We start from the raw sequence: 26561 nt of genomic DNA, 5'->3' as shown, positions 1-26561 counted from the left end.
AGCAGGTTGTCGTGTCGTACATGTAAAACCGCTATTTTAGTGGCTAGGAGTTAACTTTGTTTAAGCTTTATTATTATCCAAATAATGCGAGTCTAGCGCCTCACTTTTTGCTTCATCATGTAAAAGCAGATTATGAATTGTTGTTAGTTGATAAAACGTCAAATGCTCAGAAGTCAGCGGATTATCTTAAACTCAACCCAGCAGGCCGAATTCCGACCTTGGTTGTCGATGAGCAGCCTATTTTCGAAAGTCCGGCTATTTGCATGCATATATGCGAATTGCACCCTGAATCAAAGTTAATGCCGCCCATCGGTCACTCTCAACGCCCGTTATTTTATCAATGGCTGGCGTTTCTGAATAATACGCTTCAAGCCGAATTAATGGTTCGCTATTACCCTCATCGCTATACCAATGATGAAGCGACGATTCCAAACGTCGTCGCCGCACAAGACGATAGAATTGCGGATGCACTTTCTATTATCAATGATCAGCTTGAGCACAATGAGTACTTACTTGGTGACAAGCTGACAGCCTGCGATTACTTTTTGTTTATGCTGTCCGAGTGGTCTTTGCTAATCGAAAAGTCCCCTCTGACTTTTGAGTACTTGGCAGCGTATTTGAAACGACTTTGTTCAAACCCGACCATTAAAGCCGTTTGCGATATGGAAGAAATTGACCTCACGCCCTTTCAGACTGGCGATTGACGTGGATAGCAAACAATATTCTGGAAGGTTACCGTTTCAGTGACCGCTTCATATCGATGCAACTGGTCTGCATAAAAGCGAACCTTATCGTTAGGTTTCAGATGATGCCAATCATTGTCGAAATAGACTTTAAGCTCACCATTCAAAACGATGACATGCTCGATGACACCAATGCTATGGGGAGGCGAAACCTGCTGGTGATGGTTTGTTAAGGTCACTTCAAACACTTCTATTCCTGAGTCGCTACTATAGGGAAAGACCGCCTTAACCTTTACTCTTGAGTCATCTGGGAAAGACGGTTCACTTGATTGAAGAGTCAAATCATGTGAAAAGAATGAAGAGAACGACGTGTTAAGGCCGCTAGCAATCTTCCATAGAGTAGAGATAGTCGGGCTGGACTCTTCTCGTTCTATCTGACCTAGCATGGCTTTTGAAACCCCTGTTAACTTGGAAGCGGCATCTAGGCTTAGACCTTGTTTTTTCCTTTCTGACTTTAAATGGTGCGCGATCGCGGACTTGAAATGAGAACTTGTCATAACCTCTCTCTTGTTGTGCGTTATAACGCACTGTGCTATTTTTAATTCATACGTTATAGCGCACGATACTATCACAACTCACTATTTTGTGTTGCATGGCGATCCATGTTTTAGGTGATTTGTTATTCGTTAAATTAGGAGTCAAGTGATGACTGAGAAACTGTTTTGGACAAGCCCTTATCAAACAGAGCTTACGAGTCAGGTCAGTTGGATTGTTGGTAACGACGTTGAATTACACCAAACCATTTTCTATGCCGAATCGGGAGGTCAAGAAAGTGACAAAGGTACGATCAATGGTATTCCCGTTGTGCTTGCGACCAAGCATGGTAAGCGGATTATTTACACATTGGAGCGGCAGCCTGACTTTAAGGTAGGTGATACTGTGGTGACCCAAATTGATTGGCAGCGTCGATATGCCTTGATGAAACTGCATTTTGCTGCCGAAGTTGTATTAGAGACCTTCTATCAGCATTTTACTGGGATGATTAAGGTTGGTGCACACATTTCTCAAGACAAGAGCCGGATCGACTTTGAATGGCCTGAGAGTATCGCTCCAATCTTGAAGGAAATTGAAATAGAGGCACAGGCTTTACTCGACTCTGACTTGATAATTGCCAGTGACTTTGCGGATGAAGCCAATGAGAAAAGGTATTGGCGAGTAGATGGCTTTGCGCAAGTTGCTTGTGGTGGAACGCATCTCAAGCGAACATCAGAGGTGGGGTGTTTACAGTTAAAGCGTAAAAACATAGGGAAAGGCAAAGAGCGAGTTGAGATAAGGTTACGTGCGTGAATTAGTTGGCTATAAGGCTTGTCGATTAGATCTCAGGCGTCGTCATCTGTTTATGTGTACGGAGATAAATTATGAAACCATCAGCGGTCCTTATTCACGTTCCAGATGTCGTTAAAGGACTTGAATGGTATAAGTGCGCCTTTCCTGACGCTGTTCCCATCTATCATTCAGATTTCGATGTTGCGGTACTTGATCTCAGTGGTTTTTCCTTAGAAATTGTTCAGGCAGACGAAAAGGTCGGTGCTGGTAAAAATGGCACAGTTATCTATTGGTTGGTTGATAACTTGTCGGCCTCTTTAGAGCACTTTGAACAGCTCGGAGCGCACCTCTACCGTGGCCCAATAGCAATTGAAAATGGGCTTTCAATGTGCCAAGTGGAAGATCCCTTTGGAAACTTGATTGGCCTGAGAGGGAAACTACATAGCAAGCGTTTCTAGAATTCTAGCCGTTTGGCATTTTCTGGAAGACCCGCTAACATGCGTTAGTCATTTAATAACGGTTATATGTTTAAGGAGCGTTCTGTGAAAATCTATGGGGACATTCAATCAGGTAATTGCTACAAGGTAAAACTGCTTACTTCACTTCTAGATATTGAACACGAGTGGATCGAAGTGGATATATTGGCCAAAGAAACTCATTCAGCGTCATTTTTGAAAATGAATCCAAATGGCAAGATACCGCTCCTTGAATTAGATGATGGTACTTTTATTTCAGAGTCCAACGCGATTCTGAATTACCTCGCTTATGACTCAAACTTAGCTGGTGTTTGCCGTTTCAGCAAAGCCAAAGTATTGCAGTGGCAATTTTTTGAGCAATACAGTCACGAACCGTTTATTGCCGTGGCTCGTTTTATTGCCAAGTACCTTGGGTTACCAGAAGATCGTAAGCCTGAGTATGAAGCTAAGCAAGCGGGTGGACATAAAGCATTGAAGGTGATGGAAGAGCAATTACAATCAACGCTTTATCTTGTGGGGAATGACATCACCATTGCCGATATATCTTTGTATGGTTATACGCATGTCGCCCATGAAGGCGGTTTTGATTTGTCTGAGTACCCAGCTATTCAGAAATGGATAGACCGTATTCAATCTCATCCTAACTATATAAGTATGGAGTAGCTGGCTATAAGCAGTCACTCCAATGGGGGCAATAAAGCAACCACTTGTGTGGAGTATTCCACTAATCAAACCATAAGGAAGTAAAATGAAAGTTAAAACTAAATTAATGAGCTTGGTTTGTTTTTCTTTGCTAAGTAGTGCAACTGCTTATGCGAGTGAACGAAGCGTTGAGTTTTCGATTCCTGGAAATCAGTATTGTGATGCAAATCATGTATCGGAAGTTTCATTTTCAATATCTAACTTAAGTGATATAAATACAACCATTAGATTGGATTTATATAAAGTTGATGGCGCTGAGTTGCAAAGTAGTGGAACAGCCAATAATGGCATGACGTCTGATTTAATGCTTGGACAAGACTACGTATTAGCAGGCAGAGAAACTGCTACATTTCATGCGCCATTTGGTAAAGGAAACCTTGCCTGCTCAGATAGGGTTTATTATGGAAAAATTTCAATATCTGATTTGAACGGTAGGGTTATTGCGTCAGGATTCATCTCTGGTAGAAATAAAGAGCTATTTAGAAGTGGTGTACCAATCCTAATAAATAATGGCATAGCATTTTAACTGGCTAACAATATACTAGGATATAGCGTTAATGGCTGAAATAAAGTCGTTAGCGCTTTCTACAGACCCCCTCATCACTGATACCAAATAGAGCTCTTTATCTTAGAACTAAGTTAGAGGCTCTCGTCGCGGTATTCTTGAGATACTTCCCTTCATATTGACTTCTTAAAAATATATGACGCTGTGCTATTACCCCGCATGTTAGGACTCGGATTGTAGTGTCTATTTATGTGTACGGCTTATTAAAGGCTTTGAGGAAATGCGTTTGCCAATCACTTCCAATAAGGGAGAAAATACAGAGATAGGCTGGCAATGAAGCCTAAAGGAGAGTGCTATGGACCAGTTATAGACTTTCGGTGACTCGACAACACTCCGCATAATAATAGGGATGTCTAAATCATGAAAAATCACATTCTTTATACCCTTAATCCTTCAGATGTACTCAGGAGTTGGACATGAGTAACTTCCTAGAAAGCTTATTCGATTTCGTCGTCGAAGTGCTGAAATTTATTCTCATCGTTGTTTTATTAAACAATATTGCCTATTACTTGGGGAAAGGAACCTTGAAGCTGCTCTCCGGTGGCTCTTATCCTCCAGCTGAAAGAACGCCAATGTCAACTAACATAACCATGTATGTCGGTTCGCTTGTTACCGTAGCCGCGTTCATTTGTATCATTTTGGTCGCAGATAAAATTCGATACGGTATATAATGACGCCGCGTAATTGGAAGTGAACTCGATGGGGAGCCATTATGTGTTTTAAGTGCAGGGATCGTATCTAAATGAATAGTCTATTGAACGCTCTTATTGCCTTTTGTGTTCTCTTTGGGGGAGTAGGCAGTTGTACAGATAAGCTTTCTAAGTAAGGCTCTGAATTTGCTACTGTAACCTCATGATCATTACAAAACTAAGGTAACTCCCTTCGGCTCACCGCGAATATAGGCGTTTTTTTTTGCACTAAGTTTTATGGATTCCAACATACATCGAAATATGCTGATAAAATAGCCGATTAATCGTCAATCACCATTCAAAGCTGGTACCTTGTGAAAACACCGAAACGTCTACAACCCCTCATCGAAGACGGTTTAATCGATGAGGTGATCAGTCGCCTAATGAGCGGCAAAGAAGCCGATATATTTGTTGTCCGTTGTGGTGACAAGAATCGATGCGCTAAAGTCTATAAAGACGCCGTTAAGCGTAGCTTTAAAAAGGCCGCGCAATACCAAGAAGGACGTAAAGTCCGCAGTGGTCGTCAAGCGCGTGCCATGCAAAAACGTTCAAACTATGGTCGTCAACAACAGGAAGAAATTTGGCAAAACGCCGAAGTCGATGCGTTGTCCCGTTTAGCTCGTGCTCAAGTGCGTGTTCCGGAAACGTTTGGTTGCATTGATGGTGTACTGTTAATGGAGTTAGTCGCGGACGAAGCGGGCGATGTTGCACCACGACTTGGCGATGTGACCATGTCGGAAGAGCAAGCGATTGAAGATCATACACTCATGATGCATTACATTAAGCTCATGCTTTGCGAGGGCATTGTTCACGGTGATTTGTCTGAATTTAACGTACTCGTTGATGACTACGGCCCCGTGATTATTGATTTGCCGCAAGCGGTTAATGCATCTGCGAATAACAGTGCGCAAGAAATGTTCGCGCGCGATGTAAACAATATGCGTCGTTATTATGGCGAGTTTGCCCCCGCCTTGTTACGGACTCAGTACGCCAAAGAAATGTGGGCCTTGTATGAAGAGGGCAACTTAACGCCTAATTCAACGCTCAGCGGTGAGTTTGTCGATGACAGTGGCAGCGCTGATGTTGATGTTGTTTTAGAAGAAATCAACGCCGTGTTGAAAGAGGAACTGGAACGCAAAGAGCGTCTACGCGAATCAGAAGACGACTGACTCGTTCAGACCTTTCCTAGACAAAGCAGCGATTAACAAAAACACCCGAAACAGTCGTTTTACTGACTTTTTCGGGTGTTTTTGTTTAAGCCTAAAGACAATATCCCCCATCGATTTGAATAATCGCATTGCGCATGGCGATTGATGCGTCCGACAGTAAAAAAGAAATCGCACCGGCGTGATCCGGTGGGTTAAGTGCTCTGCCAAGAGGCATGCTTTTCAGGCTTTCAAATAGAGCGTCTGTGTCTTTAGAGGTCATACCAGCTTTGTCTTGAATTGGGGTGGCAGTGACGCCGGGACGAATCGTATTGATACGAATACCTTTAGAGGCCAGTTCTATGTTGGCGACGCGAACGAACGCCTCACCCGCAGCTTTGCTTGCTGCATACGTCGCACAGGCTTCAAATCCTTTATCCACAACGATGCTGGAGACAAATACTACACTGCTTGGGTTCGACAAGAGTGGCAGCAGTGTTTTTAGAGTAAACAAAGGGCCTTTTGTGTTGATGGACATGGTTTGATCGTAAGCCTCTTCAGACGTTTGTTCTAGAGACTCAGGAATAAAAATACCCGCATTGAGCACCAATCCGGTGAGTGAGATGCTTTCATTGTTTAACTGTTCGGCTAAGCGATAAATGGAAGGTAAGTTCGCACTGTCCGCTACAATGCCTCGACAACCCAGTGTTTGAGCTGCCTGATGAACTCGTTGCTCATTCTGTCCGGTAATAATGACCTGCTTGCCTTCTTGAATCAGTTGTTTTGCTGTTTCAAAGCCGATGCCAGAGGTTCCGCCAGTAATTAAAGTGTAGGTGTTTTTCATAGTTTGTTCCGCCTATAGTCTTAAGCCACCAATGGTGTACCCGCCGTCGATAATAATTTCCTGTCCTGTTACAAAGGCTGAATCCTCGCTAAGTAACCATGCGACGGTTCCTGTTACATCTTCTGGAGTGCCATTCCGTTTTAGCGCTGTATGTTCGGCGAGTGTGTTTTCAAGTTCTGGGGAGAGCACATCATCTGCCATTGGTGTCAGAATGATGCCAGGACTGATCGCATTAACCCGAATTGCGTTGGCACCTTGTTCTACGGCAAGGGTTTTCATCATGGCTAACAGCGCACTTTTTGTACTAGCATATGCGCCAGCGCCCGGCATTACCGCACTCGCTGTCCAAGAAGAATTGATGACAATTGAGCCAGATTCGAGAAGCGGTAGGCAGGATTTAATAGTGAGAAAGGTGCCCAAAAGGTTGATTGAAATAAGTTGCGCAAACTGTTCTAAATGGGTGTCTGACAGCGACTGAAATTCTCCAAGTACTCCTGCATTGGCGAATACGCCATCGAGATGGCCCATTCGATTCTTGATCTGTTCAGCGCAGTGAGTCAAAGCTTTGTATTGCGATATGTCGCAAGACAAAGCGACGGCATTTCCGCCTAATGCTTCGATCTCTGTCACTAATTGTTGCAATGGTTCTTCTCTTCTTCCTACAAGGGCGAGTTGAGCTCCTTCTAACGCCAAGCGCAAGGCAGTGGCTCTCCCCATGCCTGTTCCTGCACCGGTTATTAAAATATTTTTATTTAAAAAGCGTGGTTCATTCATAATATTCTCCGAACATGAGTGTGTTACGAAGATCATATTTGAAACCAATTAACTTATAATTAGCGTTATAATTTATAGATTATAAAGAAGAGGTTTAATATGGATTTGTTTCAATCAATGAAGGCGTTTGTTACGACGGTTCACTCAGGGTCGATGAGCGCGGCGGCTGAGCAACTCAATATTACTTCTGCGATGGTGGGGCAGCATATTGCGTCGTTGGAGTCTCGCTTAGGCACGCGTCTTTTGAATCGCACAACACGACGCCAAAATCTAACAGATTTTGGTGAAAGCTATCTTGAGCAATGTTTGGATATTCTTGAGCGAGTCGCGGTTGCGGAAATGGAAGCAGAAGCGCAATCCAGCGAGGCCAGAGGAACGCTTCGAATTACCGCGCCAGTTACGTTTGGCTCTTCGGTATTGATGCCTGTTTTGGTTCGCTATCGCAGGTTGTCACCGAGGGTTAAAGTCGACGTTGTCTTAACCGACCAGAATCTTGATCTTATCGAAGAAAGGGTGGATCTTGCTTTTAGAATCGGAGAGGTGCCAGACAGTCGACTCATTCAGCGTAAATTAATGCCTTATAAAATGGTGCTTTGTGCTTCACCGGATTATTTGCGTAATCAAGGTGTACCGGAACAGCCGGAAGATTTAGCTCATCATGAATTGGTGCGTTTTGCGGTGTCGTCTGGTGCACCACTCAAGCTGTTTAAAAATGATGAAATGCGGGAAGTGTCTCCTAGTTGCATGGTGACGATGAACAGTGGGCAGGCTCTTGTCAATGCCGCACTCAGAGGGTTGGGGATTATTGTTCAGCCAGAAGTCCTAGTTAAGGATCATATTGCCGACGGAACCCTTCGCCCAATACTGCCAGACTGGCAGTTTCGAGAGCGTCCTGTTTCATTGCTGTATTATCGAGATCAAAAAATGACACCAAGAGTGCGTAGCTTTATAGAGTGTGTCATGAGTGATTTTCAGGCGCCTTAGTAAAACCTAAATTCAGATAATTAGAGAAGAGTGTCATGATTTCATCATGCACAGGCTAGCAAAGCTGAATTGCTGCTCTTTATAGTGTAAATTATAACCAGTTTAAACAAAGAGGGGCGATGTTATGGTATCGATAGAGTTTTTGATTACATCATTAATCGTTGTGCTAATTCCGGGAACGGGAGTAGTTTACACGATTTCTGTCGGTATTTTTCGAGGCTTTCGCACAGCGGTCGCGGCATCGTTAGGTTGCACCTTAGGAATCGTGCCTTCACTGGTGGCCAGCGTGGTGGGATTGTCTCTAATTCTACATACCAGTGCAGTGGTGTTTCAGTGCATCAAGTTTGCTGGTGTCGCGTATCTTTTGTATTTGGCGTGGATGACTTGGAAAGACACGGGGGGCATGGTGCTTCAGGACAATTCTTCGCAAACGGGGCTGATTAACGTTGCTTTGAAGGGCTTTTTAATTAACATTCTTAATCCGAAATTGACGATTTTCTTTATGGCATTTTTGCCGCAATTTGTCCCTTCCAGTACTGAAAATGGCATGTTATCCATGGGGCTGTTGGGCGGTATTTTTATGGTCATGACTTTCTTGGTTTTTGTGGGTTATGGTGCACTAGCAAATCTGATGAGAAAGTATGTCATCGGTTCAGAAGTCGTGGCTAAGTATATGCAACGCACATTTGCAGCAAGCTTTGCATTGTTGGGGTTGAAGCTTGCCACAACGGATGAAGGTTGAACCTGACACTGCTTATCACTCTACATTAACTGAAAAGGGCACAGGTCTGCTCGACCTATGCCCTTAATTTGTACTAGAACCCGATTTAGAGATTAACCGGCTGCCATCATCGCGCGAACACGAGCCACAGGTCTTTCATCGATCACGATATGGATTATTGCCGTTAAGAATGCAATGCCTGCTGCCATCCACCAAACGATGTTGTAAGAACCCGTTGCATCGTAAAGATAACCGCCTAACCAAACACCACAGAAGGAGCCAAGTTGATGGCTCAAAAAGACAATACCGTACAGCGTACCCATGTACTTAAGGCCAAACATTTGCGCGACTAAACCAGAGGTCGGTGGCACTGTTGCTAACCACAATAGCCCCGTTACAATCGAGAAAACATAAACGTTCATAGCCGTCATAGGTAACAACATGAACGCAGCAATAGAAATAGCTCGTAAAGCATAAATATAGGTCAGCAACATTTTCTTAGAATATTTGCCTGACCACGAGCCAGATAACAAACAACCAAAAATATTAAATAAGCCGATTAATGCTAAGCTTGCAACGGCAATGCTTTCGTCAAAACCTTGGTCAGTCAAAAAAGCGGGCATATGGACTGTGATAAAAGCCAGCTGGAAACCACAGACAAAAAAGCCGATCACTAACCACCAATAATGTGAATGTTTGCTGGCCTCTTTGAGCGCTTCTGATAACGTTTGGGTATCTTGAGTATTCGTACTTTGCTCTGAGTTTGTTACACCTTTGAACGACAAGGCCAAGAGCGTCATGAGAAGTGCTGAGCCAGCCAGTAATATCAGTGCAGTATGCCAACCGTAAGCTTCAATAAACCCTTGTGCCACAGGAATGACCAACAACTGTCCTGCTGAGCCCGCCGCGCTGCCTAATCCTAAAGCAAACGCTCGTTTTTCAGGACGAACCATACGCGCCATTGCAGGTAAAACAACACCAAACCCCGTTGCGGCTATGCCCATGCCCATTAAGAGTCCAGCGCCTAAGTTTAACCCTAAAATCCCATCTGCATTGGCGGTAACAAACAGACCCAAAGCATAGATAAGAGCACCAATAACGACGGCTTTTGCTGTGCCATATTTGTCTGCAAATGCCCCTGCGATGGGTTGGAATAATCCCCAACAAAGGTTTTGTAAGGCAAGAGAGAACGCAAATACTTCTCGACCATAGTGAAATTCATTGGAAATCGGGGCCATAAAAAAGCCCATAGAGGAGCGTAAACCAAAGTTAAGCGCTAATAGTACGCAAGTAAACGCAATGGCAAAGCTGACGAGTTTTACTGGGGTAGACATAACTAATCCTAAGTTTTGGAAGATACAAACAAGTTCACTGATTTAACCTACGTCCTTTTGAGCTTTCTGAGACGCTCAGAAAGCGTATTTGCACTGTCCTTTTTGATCTAATACAGACTATTGATCTACGCGAACAATAGTCTGGTGTTGGCTTCTAGCATGTTACGTGTTGTCGCTCTGCATTTTTGCACGAGGTTGCTGTGCCAAAAAGTCGTTATTTAGACCGTGCGTACTGCCTTGTACATGCCTAGATTTGAATCTGGCAAGGTGTCATTTTTTCAGTGGCCACCATACCGCGATAATGGATACTTTTTTTGCCTAATAACGACATTTTTAGCCGTCATAGGACCGATTAGGGTACTTTAATTCTTACAGGATCGGGCAGTACTCTTACAATTTGTGCTCTGGCCTTATGCCAGAACCCGGATAATACCAGCAATGATAAGCCAAGTGTCACACCAACGGTTGCAAGACTGTCTTCTAACATGCCGTAGGTGTTCATAAAGTCAACGAGCGCATACAAAACATACGCTAAGGCTGACACCATAAATGCACGGCGATCGATAATTAGAGAGATAACAGTAAGCACCAGATACAAAGCAATGATGGCAAGTAATTGCGTGCCACCTGGATTATTGGCTGTTAGGTTGGCAAAGACCGAATGAACGATCAGCGGTGCTGCGCTTAGGTGTAGCCAGAATGCGATGTCGGATTGTTTTTTAACGCGTTTTCTGTCCTGAGCGTCCCACCAAATTGCAAAGGCAAATAAGAGTGCTCCGGAAATAAACGCGAGTTCGTCAATGTATTGAATGTTTTGTAGAGTTGGGAAAACGGACAATGCCAGCGAAACAAAGAACACAAGCGTTGCGATAGCGCCTGCCGCAATGGTGATAGGTACAGCGAAACGACGCCAGTGTAGATAGGCTGCGGCGACGGTTACGATAGCCGAAATGATTAAACTGTTTTCTTCGGCGGCAATAATAGACATAAAGAAAATAGAACAAGCGCTGAAAATTCCGCCAGTGAAACTCAGTAGCAAGACAATCGCAGGCAGTGCCATTTTGCGTTTTAATACGAAAAACTCTGCCAACCCCCACGACGCGACAGCGGCCAAGAGCGGACCTACTGCATCATGGAAAGAGTCGCCTAACCAGACGAGAGAGAACAAAAATAAACCAATCGCAATGACGACGAAGATATCGTTGAAGCTTGTGATCAATCGAACATTTTCTTCGTCCGCAGACGTTGTATGTCGTAGGGACTGCATATAATCACGAAAGCTCGCAACGTCCTCCGATTGAAAAATGCCTCGAGCGGTGGCGTTGTCTAGATCTTCATCCGTGTACATGTTTGTGGTGCCTTTATGATGAGTGTTTACTTTTAAAGCGTGTAAGGCGTACCATGACGGATAACGCATCGCGTTTCAAGGTGCCACATTCTTTCCTTAGACTCTTTCCTTAGAAACAAAGAGATTCGAAGCACTGTTATGACTCCAACAACTCAACCACTATTTTGGCGAGATACCGCGCTTCCGTTTGTAGAACTTCGACACATTATCGATGGGCACAAGGTTCGCTATGTCCCTCATTCACATGAGCAATGGTCGATTGGCGCGATCTTAGGCGGTGAGAGCGCGTACCTCTGCGCCGATCGTATATACGATGTCGCAGCGGGAGATTTGGTTATCATGAACCCGCAGTTGGTGCATGCCTGTAACCCCAAAGTCGGATCACCTTGGTCTTACTATATGCTGCATGTCGATTGTGACTGGTTAGCAAAGCTTCTCCATCGAAACGGCGTGAGATCAACGCCTTCATGGGAACCAAGTCAAACGGACTGGCTGACGTCGCCTGATTTGTTTGAGCGCTATAAGGCAATGGCGGAGATTTTATTCTCTGAGTACGGAGCACAGAGCGATAAAACAGCGGCACTGGAATCTTTCTTATGCCACTTGTTTGAATCGATCGACAAAGCCGCTGCTCAAGAATCAAAGCTTCCAGTGACGCCAAACAAGCTAGCACGAGTCGCGAATTATTTGTTGGAACATTGCCATTTAGAGACGCCTATCGAGGACATTGCAGACCAGTTTGGTTACAGCGCCAGCTATTTGACGCGTCAATTTAAGCAATATTATAAGATGACACCTCACGCATACCGATTAAATCGTCGCATCCAGCTTGGTCAGCTAGCACTAAAAAACGGCGTGCCTATTGCGGAGGTTGCTAACGCATTTGGGTTTAGTGATCAGGCGCACTTTCAACGTGTCTTTAAAGAGCGAGTGGCCGCAACACCGAATCAATATCGCTCTATACATCGTTAAGAGTATTCGTCGCGGCGCTACGTGACATTGATTAAGATCGTCAAACAGCTTAATGCCAGCCCAATCGCAAGGGTTTTGTTTAATCGTCGAACTCTTATTGGCGTGCTCAACCAATTGCCTAATACCGCGCCTGCCATTACCCAAGCACTGAGCGACAACCAACAAATGGGCAGGTAGACCACGATAAACATCAACAGCAATGCGTGATCTTCTCCGTTTGACCCAGTTGCATAGGTTGCGATTCCAGAAAGCGACGCGAGCCATGCCTTTGGGTTAACCCATTGCATTATTGCTCCTGTCCAAAAGGTGGGTGCATTATAGGTGTGTTTATCTGCTATTTCGCCGTTGTCTTTGAAAAGCTGATAGCTTAGATATAAAAGAAACAAAATCCCCGCCCCTTGAAGCGTTGGAATAAACCAAGGTAACGCGGTAATGAGATGATGCAGACCCAAGCCAATCAACCCAAATAAGGCAATAAAGCCAAGTGTCGCCCCAGTCACGAACGTCAAACCAGCGGGCACACCAAAACGCGCCGTACTACTAATACACACCAAATTCACCGGCCCCGGTGACAGCGATGATGCCAACGCAAACATACTCATAGGGATTAGAATCGAGGCACTCATAAACACTCCTTTTTATAATCAATCACGAACAAAAGGAGTGTTGCAGGTCAGTGCAATAGGGTATTGAAGAATACTGACCAACTAAAAGAACGAGGGTTATTTTGACTCAGTTAGATGAGATCTGTTTTAGAATCAGTTATTAGATAATTGAGAGGAGCGATTGAGATTGGCAAGCTCGCCCTCATTAGGCCAAACAATCGATTGAGCGTTAATCAACTGATAGAAGCTCATCACCTTTGGTGGGTGGTTCTGCAAAAACCGTCTTAACAATGTGAGCGTTTTCTCTCCCTTAATAGAAGTGGGAATAATCGCATGCAGTGGGTGCGCGCCGGAGTCACTTTGAATGTAGAAAGCGGTATTCGGCGAAGCCAGCGCTTTGCTAATCAAAGCCTGAAAGAGTTCACTGGGCACTAAAGGGGTATCACACGGGGAAATGAGCAGATGCGAGTACTGAGCATCGGTGTTTTCTAACCTGTGTTCTTTTATAGGTTCCTGCATGCGCTCTAGGCCGGCAAGAATACCTGATAGAGGGCCTTTATCCTGAAACTCGGGGATGTCCTGAACAATGTCTATTTCGCCTGATGTGAGTGCAATGTAGTCGTCAATTTGGCGATTAGCACTGAGCAGTAGCGGCGAGCATAAAGGTGCTAATACCGCGTGAGCATAGCCAACCATCGGCTTGCCTTGAAAGTCGACGAGCCCTTTCTCAACTCCGCCCATACGGCTGCCTTGGCCGCCAGACAGGATCAATCCTGCAACGCTAATTGAAGACGTGTTGTTTATATGACTTGTATCTACGCGACTTGTGTCCGTTTGAAGCATTGTTTGTCTCTTTGTTGCCACAGGACTTCCGCTTTTTTCAAAGCCTGCTCTCTATTGAAATCTGGAAAGAGCATCATGACAACGACCGTGAGGGTTTGCAATACGGCTTGTTGACCGAAAGCGTCTTCGCTTGATCCTGACCAATGTTCAAGTAATCGAATAGGATCTAAATTGTCTTTTTGGCGAACGTGTTGCTGTTCGGCTTTGTTCCATGTTTGCCAATCAGGAACTTGGTTAGTATTGCCTTTTAGAAAACCCACAGTGACATCACGTTCAGGATTCACTTCTGCTTCACCATTGCCGCCTCGAAACACCGCGACCGACGGGTCTTTTAAAATCTCTGCCGCGTCTAAATGAAGTTCATCATACCCTTTGTGAAACACGCCATGAACACTGTGTTTTGCATTGAATGGATTCATCATCCGAACCACTGTGTTGACGGGAGAACGCAGCCCCAGAGTCAGTTTTAAATCCATAAGTTCGGCTAAATTCGTTGAAATGGCGTTTAAAGGAACGTAAGTGAAGTTACCCTGCTCAAGGTTTTTCTCTGCTTCTTGAATTGTATCGGCAGAGCTTAAACCCAACCACTGGATCGTCTCTTGCACATAGATACGGTTCTCTTCATCAAATGAGTGACCGTGCATTGCAACTTTATAGCCGGCTTGTGCAAGGGTTAAAGCAGACAGCAAAAACCAAGGTAATTCATTACGTTTTCCTGCGTAGGCTGGCCAGTCGATATCGACTTGAGATGCGTTTGTGCGGTTTTGCGCTAAAAACTCTCGAACCGCACGAGTGAATCCTACGGTTTCTGCCACCGTTTCTTCTCGAATGCGAATAAGCATCCAAAAGGCTCCAATTTGTTCAGGCAGTGCTTGATTGTTCAGAATCATTTGCATAGCAAGTTGCGCTTCTTCTGACGTCAAGCTTCTGGTGCCTTTTTTGCCACGCCCAAGGATTTTAATAAAGTGTTTAAAATCGTCGATCATGAGGCTAACTCCTCACTGTCTAAGGTCGTTGATGTCGTGCTGGTGGACTCTATGAGTGCTTTTAGCTCAGGGATGCAGGAGCCGCAGTTTGTGCCGCATTTTAGGGAATCACCTAGTGCCTCGGCCGAACGACAACCTTTGTGGATGCTGGCTTCTATTTGTTTGCTTCCGACTTGGAAGCAGGAACATATAATGTCACCTTTGTCTTCGACATCGGCCGGTAAGCCTGCGAGCAGCGCGATTCGTTCCGATGTGTTGAGCGGGTCTTCTCGCTCAAACAGGCTGGTCAACCAGCGGCTGTCTGGCAAATTGGGAAGCGGTGAAAAATAGAATGCGGCGACAAGGCGAGACTCACTTCCTGCTTTTGTGATGAAAGCAAAGCGATGTTCGTTTGTAATCGGGTTCGTATAGGTCAGGCATTCAATGTCGCCTGAACTCGCGCTCTGTTCCGACTTATTATATACCGCTTTGTGTACGAGAGATGAGAGATCCAAAGGCAATTTAATCGCGACTTCGTAGCGTTTCCCTTTGGGAATGGTAACGTCGCTCCAGTAATCAAACGCCGACAGTTCAAGTGGGTTCAAAGCGAGTGCATAACCATAATACGTGCATTCTACAGGCTCTAAATTAACGCAAGCATGTTTGGATTCTGGTTGTCCTGAAAGAGGGTCAAATACTTGAGGAACCAAACTGGAAATGACGTTTGCACTGTTGTATTGGTTCGTCCAGTGAATCGGAACAAAGACGTTTCCTGATTTTTGTTTTTCATTGATTTTAGCGCGCATCAATACCTCGCCAACACGCGAGCTTAATTTCACCAGTGTTTTGTCTTTTACGGCCAAACGTTCTGCGTCACTGGGTGACATTTCCACGTAAGGTTGCTCACTGTGGTTGAGCAGAATAGAGGCTTTACCTGTACGCGTCATGGTATGCCATTGATCGCGCAGGCGTCCTGTATTGAGAACAAGAGGCCATTGTTCGCTTGGACGTTCAACAGGCGCTTTAGGCGTAATGGGAATAAAGCGAGCTTTTCGGTCGGGAGTGAAAAACAAACCGTCTTCAAACATTCGCTTTGTGCCTTGTGGCTGGCTAGGCGTAACTGGCCACTGTATGGGCGAAAGTGCATCGTATTCAGGCTTGCTGAGCGTACTTAACCCACCAATATCAAAGTCTCGTAACGTTGAGCCTGCGTTTTCAAAGGCGGAAAGCGCAGCGTGTTCGATGAAAATTTCGTTAGGGCTAGCGTAGTTAAACGCCTTCATAAAGCCCATACGTTTTGCGACTTCGCACATTGCCCACCAGTCGTGTTTCGCTTCTCCAGGAGCAGGCAGTAAACCTCGTTGACGAGATATGCGTCGTTCCGAGTTGGTGACTGTTCCGTCTTTTTCGCTCCACGTGGTTGCGGGCAGCAATACGTCTGCCATCGCGGCTGTGTCGGTGTTCATTTGGCAATCACTGACAATCACCAACTCGCATTTTTCTAATGCTCTGCGGACTTGGTTGGTGTCTGGTAAACTGACCATCGGGTTCGTCGACATAATCCAGACCACTTTTACCTTGCCTTCTTCGATGGCTTGAAACATATCGACGGCTTTTAGGCCGTTCTGCGTTGCCATTTTGGGCGCGTGCCAAAACTGTTGGACTAAATCTATGGCGCCGGGTGTGGTAAAGTCCATATGTGCCGCTAATTGGTTTGCGAGTCCGCCGACTTCTCGGCCACCCATCGCGTTAGGTTGACCAGTAATTGAAAACGGTCCCATGCCTTCGCGGCCAATACGACCGGTTGCAAGATGGCAATTAATAATGGCATTGGCTTTGTCTACACCGCTGGAAGATTGGTTAACACCTTGAGAATAAAAAGAAACCGAGCGTTCTGTTTGGCACCACCATTTGACTAACTGGCTTAGCTCGTTGACTGAGATGCCCGCTTCTTGCGCGGTGTTTTCGATGCTTGGTGAGGATGCGCGAGCCGCTTGAACAGTGTCTTTGAAGCCGTTGGTGTGATCATTGATAAATTGATAATCCAGTTTACCTCGGCGTTCCGATTCAACCAGCAGAGTGTTAAATATAAGCGCGTCACTGCCGGGCGTTATAGCAAGGTGAAGATCTGCAATATCGCACGTAGCCGTTTCTCTTGGGTCTATTACGACGACTTTCATTTCAGGACGTTTTTGTTTTGCGGCGGATATACGTTGAAACAAAACGGGATGCGTCCAAGCCGCATTGGAACCAATCATAATCAGAAGATCACACTGCTCTAAATCTTCGTAACAACAGGGAACCGTGTCTGTGCCGAAAGCACGCTTGTAGCCGACCACGGCTGACGCCATGCAGAGTCGAGAATTGGTATCGACGTTCGCTGTGCCAATAAACCCTTTGGCGAGCTTATTGGCCACATAATAATCTTCGGTAAGAATTTGGCCCGAGAGGTAGAAAGCAAAAGCGTCGGGCCCGTACTCCTCAACGACTTGCTTTATTTTTGTGCTGATTGTGTCTAGAGCAGTATCCCAAGATGCTTGTTTACCCTTTACAACGGGGTGCAACAAACGTCCATCGAGCCCAAGCGTATCGATTAAGTTACTGCCTTTAACACACAGGCGACCAAAATTAGCAGGATGATGGGCATCACCGCATACTTTATTTTTATTGTTCTCAAGCGGTCTGATATCTTCTTTCCACTCATTGACTGGAAAATCGACACCACAGCCAACCCCGCAATACGGGCAGGTTGTTTTACCTATCACCTGCACTTGTCTACCTCTCGTCCAAAAAAAAGGCCCAGTTTCCCTTAGAGAAACCGCGAAAAACGCACCTTCTCTAAGGGAAACTGGGCCACATTGCCTGACTGATCGTACCCACCACCGAGTACGACAAGCTAATCGTCGTGCTTACTAGAAGCATTTTATATAAAGCAAACTATGAGCCAACTAATAAAATTTTATATAAATCAAAATACTAGCGTATCTAGGCATCGACTATCGATCCAACCTGAAAATAATTTGCTCTGAGTTGGTGCAAAGTGCAGGGTAATAGGGCATGCTTTATTTACTATCGGTATGTAATAGCATATCAAATTGAGACCTTTGCACGACGACTGCGCTCTCCAATACAGTGTTATAAACAGACTCAAAATGCTCATTTATAACGCATAAACTCCGCTTTTCGTCTATTTTTGCTTCGTCTTGGCTTTGCTCGTGACTTCGTGCAAAGGTCTCAAATTACGTCAAAAAAGGATTGCTGATGAAACTTTATTTAAATGAAACGTCTCCCTTCTCACGCGTTGTGACAGCTGTAGCTTTGATGTCGGAAAAGGCTTCTGTTGAGCTTGTTTGGGTGGATCCATGGTCGTCGCCAGATGCATTAAAACAGGTGAATCCTTTTTGTATCATCCCCGCATTGGAACTCGACGAAACCGTTTTGACGGACAGCATGGTCATTTGTCAGTATCTACTCGCAACCTATCGTAACGTCTTCCTCGCACCAATGGACCTTACCAACAAACAAGAAATGGCACTGCTTGGTTCAGCCAAAACTCTAATGGACGTGGCGTTTAAAACGGTGGCATTGAAGCGCTTTACCGAGGGCAAGAACGAACTGACTATGCGTGGTATCGAGGGGCTAAATGAAGCGCTTTTAAGGTCGAAAACAGACATTCGAAATAATCCCGCGTACAAAGAGAAAACACTGGCGACGTTATACTTTCATATTGCCCTAGCGTATATACAACTTCGCCATGAGGCGCTGTTTGAACAACATGCAGCAGGAGAGATTGAAGCTTTTCTTGAAAAATCACCGTTCAGCGACGTATTGGAAACAATTAGCCTTGAGACATTGGCCGAAAAACCGAGCTTTGAGGGTCTTAGAAATAGTATTTAAAGAGAGATAGATAAGGTGTACAGCGCCATTCGCCAATACACCTTATCTATTTGAGCGCTTTGGTTTTAGTTCACCGCTACAAATACGTCGCCGTTTTCAATCTTGGTTTGCCAAGTGGGTAAAATGCAATTTTCATCTTCTAGGCAATGACCGTTTTCAAGGTTGAAATGCTGTTTGTATAACGGGCTCGCGATCACGGGTTGTCCGTTTAAATCGCCTACAATCCCTCTCGAAAGTACATTGGCTTTGCCAAAAGGATCCCAATTAGACAGAGCAAAGATTTTGATGTGTTCTGCTTCATCAATGCGAAACAACGCAATTTGTTGTCCGTTTACAAGCGCAGCAGTTCCGATTTCGTTTTCTAGTTCGTCTTGATGACAAATGTATTTCCAGTTCATTTTTGTACCTCTTAACGGCTACCTTTTCCCTCTCCCTTAGTAAGGGGAGGGTGTACAAGGGGGTGACGTTCTAAACCGCTTTGGCGATTAATTCGTATTTCTCGGACTCGGTCGCAGGGCGAATTTGACCTCGTTCTTCAACAAAGACGACGTTGTTGTCTTCCTCGTCGGCGTTCACAAACTGACGGAATTTTTTCAACGCTTTTTCGTCTTTTAATGTGGTCGTCCATTCGCATTGGAACGTATCGACAATGTGTTGCATTTGCGCTTCGAGTTCCGCACCAAGGTCAAGAGAGTCTTCAATGATCACGTCTTTGAGGTAATCTAACCCACCTTCTAGGTTGTCCATCCAGGTTGCGGTTCGTTGCAGGCGATCCGCTGTTTTGACGTAAAGCATTAGAACTCGGTCTATGTATCGAATCAGCTCTTCGTCGGTGAGGTCGGTTGCAAACAAGTCTGCATGGCGTGGTTTCATACCGCCGTTACCACACACATAAAGATTCCAGCCGTTTTCGGTGGCGATCACACCAATGTCTTTACTTTGAGCTTCGGCACACTCTCGTGTACAGCCAGATACCGCAAATTTAATTTTATGAGGACCACGCAGTCCTTTGTAGCGGTTCTCTATATAGATGGCCATGCCGACAGAATCGTTTACGCCATAACGACACCAAGTGCTACCCACACAAGATTTAACGGTTCGAACGGATTTACCGTAGGCTTGACCAGTTTCGAACCCAGCATCAACTAGTTCTGACCAGATTTTAGGCAGTTGCGGTAAGGTTGCACCAAACAGGTCAATTCGCTGACCGCCTGTGATCTTAGTGTAGAGGTTATAGCGTTTGGCGACGTCGCCGATGGCGATTAAGCCGTCGGGTGTGATTTCTCCGCCGGGAATACGTGGCACGACCGAGTAGGTGCCGTCTTTTTGCATGTTTGCTAGATAACGGTCGTTAGTGTCTTGTAAGGCGACGTGCTCTTTTCCTAAAACGTAATCGTTCCATACACTGGCTAAAATCGAGCCGACCGCTGGTTTACAGATATCGCAGCCTTTTCCTTTGCCGTGCTTATCTAACAGTTCAGCGAAGGTTTTAATGCCTTCGACCTTAATTAGGTTGAACAAATCTTGACGGGTGTAGGCAAAGTGCTCGCAGATATCCGTGCTGACTTCAATGCCAAGGGCGAGCAATTCGTTATCGACCACTTTTTTCAGTAACGCGGCACAACCGCCACACCCAGTTGCTGCTTTGGTGATGCCTTTTACATCGGCAACGCCGGTTGCTCCGCCTGCGACAGCGGCATTGATGTCGGCTTTTGTGACATTGTGACAACTGCAGATTGATGCCGTATCAGGCAGTGCGTCAACGCCCAGTGCGGCTGGTGCGCCATCTGATGCCGGCAGAATGAGCCCTTGAGGTTCTTTCGGAAGATCGATGCCGTTTAGGTAATATTGCAGTAAAGTATCGTAGTAACTGTTGTCGCCGACTAATACTGCGCCTAATAGTTTTGATCCGTCCTCTGATACAACTATTTTACGGTAGGCGTTGCTTATTTCATCTTGATAGACAAAAGATTTAGCGCCTTGTGTTGCTTGGTGAGCATCGCCAATCGAACCGACATCACAGCCGAGTAGCTTGAGTTTGGTGCTCATGTCAGCGCCTTCAAAGGCTAGGCTGTTATTCCCTATTACATGATCAGCGGCCACTTTAGCCATGGTGTAACCCGGCGCGACTAAACCAAAGATCTTGCCATTCCAAAGGGCACATTCACCAATGGCGTAAATGTTATCGACAGACGTTTGGCAAACATTGTTGATTTCGATGCCGCCACGTTCACCCAAAGTAAGCCCGGATGTGCGTGCTAATTCGTCTTGAGGTCGAATACCCGCAGAGAAAAGAATGAGATCGGTCTCTAAGTGGCTGCCATCGGCGAAGTTCATGCGGTGGAATGCGGCTTCGCCGTCTACGATTTCGTTTGTTGCCGTTGCGGTATACACGTCAACGCCAATGCCTTCGATCATGTCTTTAAGCATTGCGCCGCCAGTCTCATCAAGCTGAACGGGCATAAGACGTGGTGCGAATTCGACCACTTGAGTTTCTAAACCGAGGTTTTTGAGTGCATTAGCGGCTTCAAGGCCAAGTAAACCGCCTCCTACGACCGTTCCTGTTTTGCAGTCTTTTGCGCATTCACGCATAGCGTCTAGATCATCAAAGGTACGATAAACAAAGGTATTATCTCGTTTGTGTCCCGGAATCGGTGGCACAAATGGGTACGAGCCTGTTGCTAAAATCAGTTTGTCGTAATCCACTTGAGTGCAGTCGTCTAAGCGTATGCTGTTGGCTGGTGCATCGATCGCAACGACTTTCGTATCCGCGTGGAAATCGATGTTATTGTCTTTGTAAAATTCGCTGGTGGTCAGTGACAGGTCTTCTGCGTTTTTGCCGGTAAAATACTCGCTTAGGTGTACACGATCGTATGCGATGTATTTTTCTTCGCCGAACACCTGAACATCAAATGTTTGATTGGCACCAGATTGAATGAGTTGTTCGATAAAGTGATGGCCGACCATCCCATTACCGACAACGACGATTCGTGGTTTGTTTTGATTCGTTGTCATAGAAGCCCTCGTATCTCAGCTTGCTTTATGTCGTTTTTCTAAGAGCTCTTTCTCGTGCTCTATCGGAGTGCAATAGGCTTCTCCGAATATAAGACGATCTAGTAAAGCGCTGACATTGGTTTGATTCTGTATAAGCTGGAAGTACCAGCCACCGTCGGCGACGTTGCCAAAAAGAATTGCGCCGACGAGTTTGTCGTCGTTGACCACGAGTCGGCGGTAATGATGCTGCGATGCATCTACAAATGTGATGGAGTTGCTATCGGTGAAAGAACTTAAATCACCGACGGAAAACAGGTTGATTCCAGACACTTTAAGCTTGACCGGAATCGGGTTGATGCGAAACTTTGGTGTTTCATTGTGTGCCAAAGCGTACTGACTTGATACGATTAACTGTTCGCAAAGCACGTCAATTTGATCCCATATCGGGGCGACCACCCCAAAAGTCGTGTTGGCGAACTCCGAGCATTCGCCAATGGCGTAGACACCTTCGACGGATGTCTGAAGACGCTCATTGACCTGAATGGCGCGATTAACGATAAGCCCTGACGATTTAGCCAACTGCGTTTCTGGCGTGATGCCTGCGGCCATGACAACGCATTGCGTCTCTAGTGTGCTTTTATCGTCAAGCACAACGCTGTGTACTAGGTTTTGTTCACTCTTTATTAGCTTGGTCGGGTTAACGCCAAGACGAAATGCAATGCCCATACTCTCCAGTTTATTTTGTAAAAGCGATGCCGCTTTCTGGTCGAGTTGGCGATTTAATATGTGCCCTGAACGATGCACAACCGTCGCTGTATGGCCTCGTTTTGTCAAACCAACGGCGGCCTCTAAACCGAGTAAACCGGCACCGATGACCGTTACCTTGCTTCGTTCTGGTAATGCTGCCATTGCGTCGACATCTTGCCAGTCTCGAAAGCCGATGACATTGAGGGCGTCGTTACCCTGAATATCTAACGTTCTTGAGCGAGAACCGGTAGCGAATACGACTTTATCGAAATTAAGGGATGTGCCTGAACGCAACACAACCTGCTTATGATCATAGGAAACACGGATCGCAGGATCGTCACAAATAAATTGAACACCTTGCTCTGAAAGCTCATCTACATTGATGAGGTTCATATCCTGTTCTTTAATTTCCCCCGCAAGAAGGGAAGACAGCATAATTCGGTTGTAACCAATGCGAGCTTCTTCACCAATCACCGTAATCCTGTATTGATCTGGGGCTTTGGTTAACAGTTCGCTAGCAAGCTTACTGCCCGCCATTCCGCCGCCGATGATGATTAGGTGTTGTTTTGTCATAATTGAATTCTTAACGAATGACTCGTTTAAGCCTGCTTTGCATTCGGTTCGTTGTTCTTGGTGCCGCTTTTTGCGTTGGTTCTGTGTTTATCCAGCGTTTCTACTTTTTTTTGCTTCTCATAAAGGAACGTCAGCACTTGCGCTCGGTAATCGACGTATTTAGGGTCGTTTGCCAGTGCTAAGCGGTCTCGAGGACGTTCAAGGTCTACGTGGAGAATTTCACCTACTGTGGCTGCGGGACCGTTGGTCATCATGACAATACGGTCAGAAAGAAGTACCGCTTCATCCACGTCATGGGTAATCATAATGACGGTATTGTTCAGGTCGGTTTGGATCTCCATTAGGGAATCCTGAAGGTGCGCACGAGTCAGTGCGTCCAGTGCGCCGAAGGGTTCGTCCATCAGTAGAACGCTGGGTTCCATTGCCAACGCACGAGCGATACCGACACGTTGTTTCATACCACCGGAAATTTCGTCAGGACGTTTGTCGATCGCGTGAGTCATGTGTACTAACTCAAGGTTGTGACAGATCCAGTCGTGCATTTCTTGTTTGCTTTTCTTACCTTTAAAAACCTGCTTTACCGCAAGCTCGACGTTTTGATAGGCCGTTAACCAAGGTAAAAGAGAGTGGTTTTGAAAGACGACGGCGCGTTCTGGCCCCGGCCCTTTTACTTCTTTGCCGCCTAACATGATGCCGCCTTCGGTGGCATCGTAAAGGCCTGCGACAATATTAAGGACGGTCGACTTACCACAGCCGGAGTGACCGATAAGAGAAACAAATTCGCCTTGTTGTATTTTTAGATCCACTCTATCCAAGGCTTTAAAAGGGCCTTTTGGTGTCGGGAATTCAATGGATACTTGGCTGATATCTAAATAGTTATGCATATTCTTTACCTTCGCGTAATTCGCTCGTGAATGTGTTTTTAATCGTTATCTCAAAATCTGAGATTTATCCCAAGACACCATTTTTTGGATGCTCAACATGGTTCGGTCTAATAGGAAGCCGATTAAACCAATCACGATAACGGACGCCATAATTCGGCCAAGCGAGTTTGAGCTGCCATTTTGGAACTCATCCCACACGAACTTACCAAGACCTGGGTTTTGTGCGAGCATCTCGGCGGCGATCAGCACCATCCAAGCAATACCCAAAGACAGGCGTAAACCGGTAAACATCATAGGGATAGAAGAAGGAATAACGATTTTAATAACATGAGTGAACCAACCAAGGCGCAATACCTTAGAGACGTTTAATAAATCTTTTTCAATAGCAGCAACACCGACCGCAGTGTTGATTAATGTTGGCCATAGGCAACAAAGTGTCACAGTGAACATGGAGGTTAGGAACGACTTTGAAAACATGGGATCTTTTGATACATACGCCGCACTGACAACCATAGTCACGAGAGGCAACCATGCTAGCGGTGAGACGGGTTTGAATATTTGAATTAATGGATTAAATGCACTGTAGACGGAACTGCTTAGCCCAATAATGATCCCGCCGGGTATGGCGATTAAACTGGCAAGCACAAAGCCTGCAACAACGGTATAGAGGCTTGTTCCAATTTGATCAAAAAAGGTAGGTTTGCCTGTATACGGGCGGACTTTTATTTTGGCATCAGGGTTTTTTGCGAGTTTTTTTGCATTTCGCTTTTCCTGACGCTCATAGAAAGCAACTTCCTTTTGGCGTTCACGCTGGTGATCCGCAATTAAGTTCTGAAATTGCTCATAGACAGCAACAGGCCCTGGGAATGTACCAAGGGAAGTATGGACGCGACTTGCGCCAACATTCCAAATCACCAAAAAGACCAAAATACCCAGTATGGGTAACAGCAGGTTCTTAATGGAAAAGCCTTGATACCAATCCTGAATAGATTTTAGTTTTATGTTTGGTGTCATCATGTTTGTCTTTCTCAATACGTTGTTCTTAGGTTAAAAAGGCACGTCCTTGTGCCGTTGGGAGCTAGGTAGTCTTTAAATTTCTATACTTCGTCGTCGCCTTTTAGACCGATTTCAAAGCTCTCAAGGTATTTATTTGGGTAACGTCCATCGTATGTAACGTTGTCAATAAATTCGCTTTGAGGTGGTTTGAAGCCTGTTTCAGTTTCGAAATTAGGGAACTCGCTTGCTTCCATTAATCCTTCTTCGATCAGCTCTTTTGCGGCGGTTGCATAAATGTCAGGACGGTAAACTTTTTTCGCAGTGTCCATGAACCAAGAATCCGGTTTGTTATCCGCAATTTGTCCCCAACGACGCATTTGAGTCAGGTACCAAATCGCATCACTGTAGTAGGGGTACGTTGCGTTGTAGCGGAAAAATACGTTGAAATCAGGCACTTCGCGTTTATCGCCTTTCTCGTATTCGAACGTTCCCGTCATACTGTTGGCGATAACGTCATAGTCTGCGCCGACGTATTCACTGCGAGATAAAATTTCAACCGCTTCTGGGCGGTTTGCGTTGTTGTTTTCGTCCAACCATTTTGCCGCACGAATCATGGCCTTAACGACGCGTAGGTGCGTGTTTGGATATTCGTCTGCCCATTCATTGCTTACACCAAATACTTTTTCTGGGTTGTCTTTCCAGATTTCATAATCGGTAATGACAGGTACGCCGATGCCTTTAAAGACGGCTTGTTGGTTCCACGGCTCGCCCACGCAATAACCGTAGATAGTACCTGCTTCCATGGTCGCCGGCATTTGAGGAGGAGGCGTAACGGACAACAGTGCGTCAGCACCGATTTGACCGCTGATGTCTCCTTTTTTCGGAGCATAGTAACCCGGGTGAATACCACCCGCTGCTAACCAGTAGCGTAGCTCGTAGTTGTGCGTTGAAACTGGGAATACCATGCCCATATTGAAGGGTTTCCCTTCATCTTTGAAACTTTCCACAACCGGTTTTAACGCCGATGCGCTAATCGGGTGAACGGGTTTTCCATCAGCATCTTTAGGGATGTTTGGTTTCATTTGAGCCCAAATATCATTGGAAACCGTGATGCCGTTACCATTTAGGTCCATACTGAACGCAGTGATGATATGCGCCTGAGTACCGAAGCCAATTGTCGCACCAAGTGGCTGACCTGCTAGCATGTGCGCGCCATCCAGTTGCCCATCAATTACGCGGTCAAGCAGCACTTTCCAGTTTGCTTGTGCTTCTAAGGTGACATAGAGGCCTTCGTCTTCGAAGTATCCGTTTTCGTAGGCAATCGCAAGAGGTGCCATATCCGTCAGTTTAATAAAGCCGAATTTTAAGTCTTCTTTCTCTGGCTCACCAATTTCAGCTTGAGCTTGCATGGAGGCGACTAGTGCGCCAACAGCTGCAACTTTCGTCGCGAACTTAATTGCGCTTGCAGCATGAGTTTTGAGAAAACCTTGAGAT

Annotated in this window: 26 protein-coding genes; 11 read left to right on the top strand and 15 right to left on the bottom strand. The window is 45.5% G+C overall.

Translation table 11 applies throughout. The features are described 5' to 3' along the window. The first annotated feature begins 56 nt into the window (after positions 1-56). The gene (locus MARME_RS19500) at positions 57-704 is read left to right on the top strand and encodes a glutathione S-transferase family protein (RefSeq protein ID WP_013662991.1); all 648 of its coding nucleotides are present in this window, start codon (positions 57-59) and stop codon (positions 702-704) included. On the opposite strand, the gene MARME_RS19495 is transcribed toward MARME_RS19500, so the two are convergent. Beyond that, positions 689-1240 (bottom strand): helix-turn-helix domain-containing protein, encoded by a 552-nt coding sequence (locus MARME_RS19495; protein ID WP_013662990.1) that lies wholly within the window; start codon positions 1238-1240, stop codon positions 689-691. The two genes, MARME_RS19500 and MARME_RS19495, sit on opposite strands and share 16 nt — an antisense overlap. A 148-nt stretch (positions 1241-1388) precedes the next feature. Between MARME_RS19495 and MARME_RS19490 the strand changes: the two genes are divergently transcribed. The 6 genes from MARME_RS19490 (at position 1389) to MARME_RS19465 (ending at position 5610) form a co-directional block, all read left to right on the top strand. Further along, entirely contained in the window at positions 1389-2030 is a 642-nt protein-coding gene (locus MARME_RS19490; protein WP_013662989.1) for an alanine--tRNA ligase-related protein, read from the top strand. A gap of 71 nt (positions 2031-2101) precedes the next feature. Then, positions 2102-2467, top strand: coding sequence for a VOC family protein (locus MARME_RS19485; protein ID WP_013662988.1), 366 nt, complete (start codon positions 2102-2104; stop codon positions 2465-2467). An 84-nt stretch (positions 2468-2551) separates the two neighbouring features. Next, complete coding sequence (locus MARME_RS19480; RefSeq protein ID WP_013662987.1) at positions 2552-3148, top strand: glutathione S-transferase family protein; 597 nt, start codon at positions 2552-2554, stop codon at positions 3146-3148. An 85-nt stretch (positions 3149-3233) separates the two neighbouring features. Then, the gene (locus MARME_RS19475) at positions 3234-3713 is read left to right on the top strand and encodes a hypothetical protein (protein WP_013662986.1); all 480 of its coding nucleotides are present in this window, start codon (positions 3234-3236) and stop codon (positions 3711-3713) included. Positions 3714-4168: 455 nt separating this feature from the next. After that, positions 4169-4423 (top strand): hypothetical protein, encoded by a 255-nt coding sequence (locus MARME_RS19470; RefSeq protein WP_013662985.1) that lies wholly within the window; start codon positions 4169-4171, stop codon positions 4421-4423. A 332-nt stretch (positions 4424-4755) separates the two neighbouring features. Continuing rightward, complete coding sequence (locus MARME_RS19465; protein WP_013662984.1) at positions 4756-5610, top strand: PA4780 family RIO1-like protein kinase; 855 nt, start codon at positions 4756-4758, stop codon at positions 5608-5610. Between the two features lie 91 nt (positions 5611-5701). Here MARME_RS19465 and MARME_RS19460 read toward each other — a convergent pair whose 3' ends face one another. Continuing rightward, a complete protein-coding gene (locus MARME_RS19460) occupies positions 5702-6430 on the bottom strand; it encodes an SDR family oxidoreductase (protein ID WP_013662983.1) in 729 nt (242 codons plus the stop codon). Positions 6431-6442: 12 nt separating this feature from the next. Beyond that, positions 6443-7204, bottom strand: a complete 762-nt coding sequence (locus MARME_RS19455; RefSeq protein WP_013662982.1) for an SDR family NAD(P)-dependent oxidoreductase — start codon at positions 7202-7204, stop codon at positions 6443-6445. A 99-nt stretch (positions 7205-7303) separates the two neighbouring features. Here MARME_RS19455 and MARME_RS19450 point away from each other — a divergent pair, with 99 nt between their 5' ends. Continuing rightward, complete coding sequence (locus MARME_RS19450; RefSeq protein WP_013662981.1) at positions 7304-8188, top strand: LysR family transcriptional regulator; 885 nt, start codon at positions 7304-7306, stop codon at positions 8186-8188. Positions 8189-8312: 124 nt separating this feature from the next. Then, complete coding sequence (locus MARME_RS19445; protein ID WP_013662980.1) at positions 8313-8930, top strand: LysE family translocator; 618 nt, start codon at positions 8313-8315, stop codon at positions 8928-8930. A gap of 92 nt (positions 8931-9022) precedes the next feature. Here MARME_RS19445 and MARME_RS19440 read toward each other — a convergent pair whose 3' ends face one another. Beyond that, positions 9023-10243 carry an MFS transporter gene (locus tag MARME_RS19440; protein WP_013662979.1) on the bottom strand — a complete coding sequence of 407 codons (1221 nt, stop codon included), beginning with the start codon at positions 10241-10243 and terminating at the stop codon, positions 9023-9025. Between the two features lie 352 nt (positions 10244-10595). Further along, complete coding sequence (locus MARME_RS19435; RefSeq protein WP_013662978.1) at positions 10596-11591, bottom strand: hypothetical protein; 996 nt, start codon at positions 11589-11591, stop codon at positions 10596-10598. A 138-nt stretch (positions 11592-11729) separates the two neighbouring features. On the opposite strand from MARME_RS19435, the gene MARME_RS19430 reads away from it, so the two are divergent. Next, positions 11730-12563, top strand: coding sequence for an AraC family transcriptional regulator (locus MARME_RS19430; protein WP_013662977.1), 834 nt, complete (start codon positions 11730-11732; stop codon positions 12561-12563). A gap of 17 nt (positions 12564-12580) precedes the next feature. Here the strand turns inward: MARME_RS19430 and MARME_RS19425 are convergent, their stop codons facing one another. The 4 genes from MARME_RS19425 to MARME_RS19410 form a co-directional block, all read right to left on the bottom strand. Beyond that, positions 12581-13189, bottom strand: a complete 609-nt coding sequence (locus tag MARME_RS19425; protein WP_013662976.1) for a LysE family translocator — start codon at positions 13187-13189, stop codon at positions 12581-12583. 132 nt (positions 13190-13321) lie between these two features. Beyond that, positions 13322-14011 carry a molybdenum cofactor guanylyltransferase gene (mobA, locus tag MARME_RS19420; protein ID WP_013662975.1) on the bottom strand — a complete coding sequence of 230 codons (690 nt, stop codon included), beginning with the start codon at positions 14009-14011 and terminating at the stop codon, positions 13322-13324. Further along, entirely contained in the window at positions 13984-14997 is a 1014-nt protein-coding gene (locus MARME_RS19415; protein ID WP_013662974.1) for a glycosyl transferase family protein, read from the bottom strand. The genes mobA and MARME_RS19415 overlap by 28 nt, the downstream gene beginning before the upstream one ends. Continuing rightward, positions 14994-17747: a nitrate reductase gene (locus MARME_RS19410; protein WP_013662973.1), complete on the bottom strand. Its 2754-nt coding sequence runs from the start codon at positions 17745-17747 to the stop codon at positions 14994-14996. Before MARME_RS19410 ends, MARME_RS19415 begins: the two co-directional genes overlap by 4 nt. Positions 17748-18237: 490 nt before the next feature. Between MARME_RS19410 and MARME_RS19405 the strand changes: the two genes are divergently transcribed. Further along, complete coding sequence (locus tag MARME_RS19405; RefSeq protein ID WP_013662972.1) at positions 18238-18873, top strand: glutathione S-transferase N-terminal domain-containing protein; 636 nt, start codon at positions 18238-18240, stop codon at positions 18871-18873. Between the two features lie 65 nt (positions 18874-18938). On the opposite strand, the gene nirD is transcribed toward MARME_RS19405, so the two are convergent. The 6 genes from nirD to MARME_RS19375 form a co-directional block, all read right to left on the bottom strand. Further along, positions 18939-19271, bottom strand: coding sequence for a nitrite reductase small subunit NirD (gene nirD / locus MARME_RS19400; protein WP_013662971.1), 333 nt, complete (start codon positions 19269-19271; stop codon positions 18939-18941). A gap of 70 nt (positions 19272-19341) precedes the next feature. Continuing rightward, positions 19342-21888: a nitrite reductase large subunit NirB gene (gene nirB / locus MARME_RS19395; RefSeq protein ID WP_013662970.1), complete on the bottom strand. Its 2547-nt coding sequence runs from the start codon at positions 21886-21888 to the stop codon at positions 19342-19344. A 15-nt stretch (positions 21889-21903) separates the two neighbouring features. Further along, positions 21904-23187, bottom strand: coding sequence for an NAD(P)/FAD-dependent oxidoreductase (locus MARME_RS19390; RefSeq protein ID WP_013662969.1), 1284 nt, complete (start codon positions 23185-23187; stop codon positions 21904-21906). A gap of 26 nt (positions 23188-23213) precedes the next feature. Beyond that, a complete protein-coding gene (locus MARME_RS19385; RefSeq protein ID WP_013662968.1) occupies positions 23214-24071 on the bottom strand; it encodes an ABC transporter ATP-binding protein in 858 nt (285 codons plus the stop codon). A 45-nt stretch (positions 24072-24116) separates the two neighbouring features. Next, complete coding sequence (locus tag MARME_RS19380) at positions 24117-25088, bottom strand: ABC transporter permease (RefSeq protein WP_013662967.1); 972 nt, start codon at positions 25086-25088, stop codon at positions 24117-24119. A gap of 80 nt (positions 25089-25168) precedes the next feature. Next, positions 25169-26476 (bottom strand): CmpA/NrtA family ABC transporter substrate-binding protein, encoded by a 1308-nt coding sequence (locus tag MARME_RS19375; RefSeq protein WP_223295061.1) that lies wholly within the window; start codon positions 26474-26476, stop codon positions 25169-25171. Positions 26477-26561: the final 85 nt, after the last annotated feature.

Source organism: Marinomonas mediterranea MMB-1, from assembly GCF_000192865.1.
GTDB classification, from domain to species: Bacteria; Pseudomonadota; Gammaproteobacteria; order Pseudomonadales; family Marinomonadaceae; genus Marinomonas; species Marinomonas mediterranea.
Note: the sequence above shows the minus strand (reverse complement) of the source record. Positions and strands in the feature narration are given on the sequence as shown.